The 1,229-nt window shown below is 63.8% G+C and carries 1 protein-coding gene; it reads left to right on the forward strand.

All coding sequences use genetic code 11. The features are described 5' to 3' along the window. Positions 1–61: 61 nt before the first annotated feature. A complete protein-coding gene (locus CSC78_RS18715; RefSeq protein WP_162339381.1) occupies positions 62–1,222 on the forward strand; it encodes an IS30 family transposase in 1,161 nt (386 codons plus the stop codon). Positions 1,223–1,229 lie beyond the last annotated feature (7 nt).

Here is a 1,229-nt window from a genome sequence, read left to right on the forward strand (position 1 = left end):
CGCGGATTCATATGATCGACGCAACACACGGATAGCTGCATAGGCAGCAGGAGTGTTGCGAATGAAGCGCAGGAAGAGGCTCTACTACACCGACACCGAGAAGGCACTGATGTGGGATCGCTGGCAGCAGGGCGAGTCCCTGCATCAGATTGCGTCCCTGTTCGATCGGCACCACAGCTCCGTCCGGAACATCCTGGCCCAGCACGGCGGCATTCGTCCGCCAGTGAGGCGTCGATCTCCGAGGGTGCTGAGCCTGGCCGAGCGCGAGGAGATCTCCCGCGGCCTGGCGGCGGGACGATCGATCCGCACGATTGCCGCGTTGCTGGGGCGGGCGCCATCCACGATCAGCCGCGAGATCGGTCGCAACGAAGGCGCTGAAGGCTACCGCGCCAGCCAAGCCGACCAGACCGCCTGGGACAGGGCGCGGCGCCCCAAGACCTGTAAGCTGACGCTGCATCGAGCCTTGGCCGCTCGCGTGGCAGAGAAGATCCAGCGGCAGTGGTCGCCTGAGCAGGTGGCCGGCTGGCTCAAACGCACCTATCCCGATGATGCGAGCCGTCAGGTGTCCCACGAGACGATCTATCGCACGCTCTACATCCAGTCCCGCGGAGCCTTGAAACAGGAGCTGCTCGCGCACCTGAGGCGCACGCGGGCGATGCATCGCTCACGACACCACACCCAAAAGACAGAGAACCATGGCCGGATCACCAACACCGTCTCGATCAGCGAGCGGCCGGCCAGCGCCGAAGATCGGGCCGTGCCGGGACACTGGGAAGGCGACCTGCTGTTCGGTGACCGGAACAGTCAGATCGCCACGCTGGTGGAGCGACAGACGCGGTATCTGATGCTGGTGAAGGTGGCAGGCAAGGACACGGAGACCGTGGTCAATGCACTGATCAAGAACGCACGCCGTCTGCCGAAGCAGCTGTACCGGTCGCTGACCTGGGATCGGGGCAAGGAGATGGCGGCGCACCGCCGCTTCACCTTGGCCACGGACATCCAGGTCTACTTCTGCGACCCGCACCATCCTTGGCAACGCGGCACCAACGAGAACACCAACGGCCTACTGCGGCAGTACTTCCCGAAGGGGATCAATCTGGCCGATGTCACGCAGGCCAGACTGGATGCCGTGGCACGCCAACTCAATGAACGGCCACGCAAGACGCTGGGCTACGAGACACCGGCAGAGCGATATCGACAAACTGTTGCGTCGATCGGTTGAATCCAAG

This window comes from Pseudoxanthomonas japonensis (assembly GCF_010093445.1).
Classification (GTDB): Bacteria; Pseudomonadota; Gammaproteobacteria; order Xanthomonadales; family Xanthomonadaceae; genus Pseudoxanthomonas_A; species Pseudoxanthomonas_A japonensis.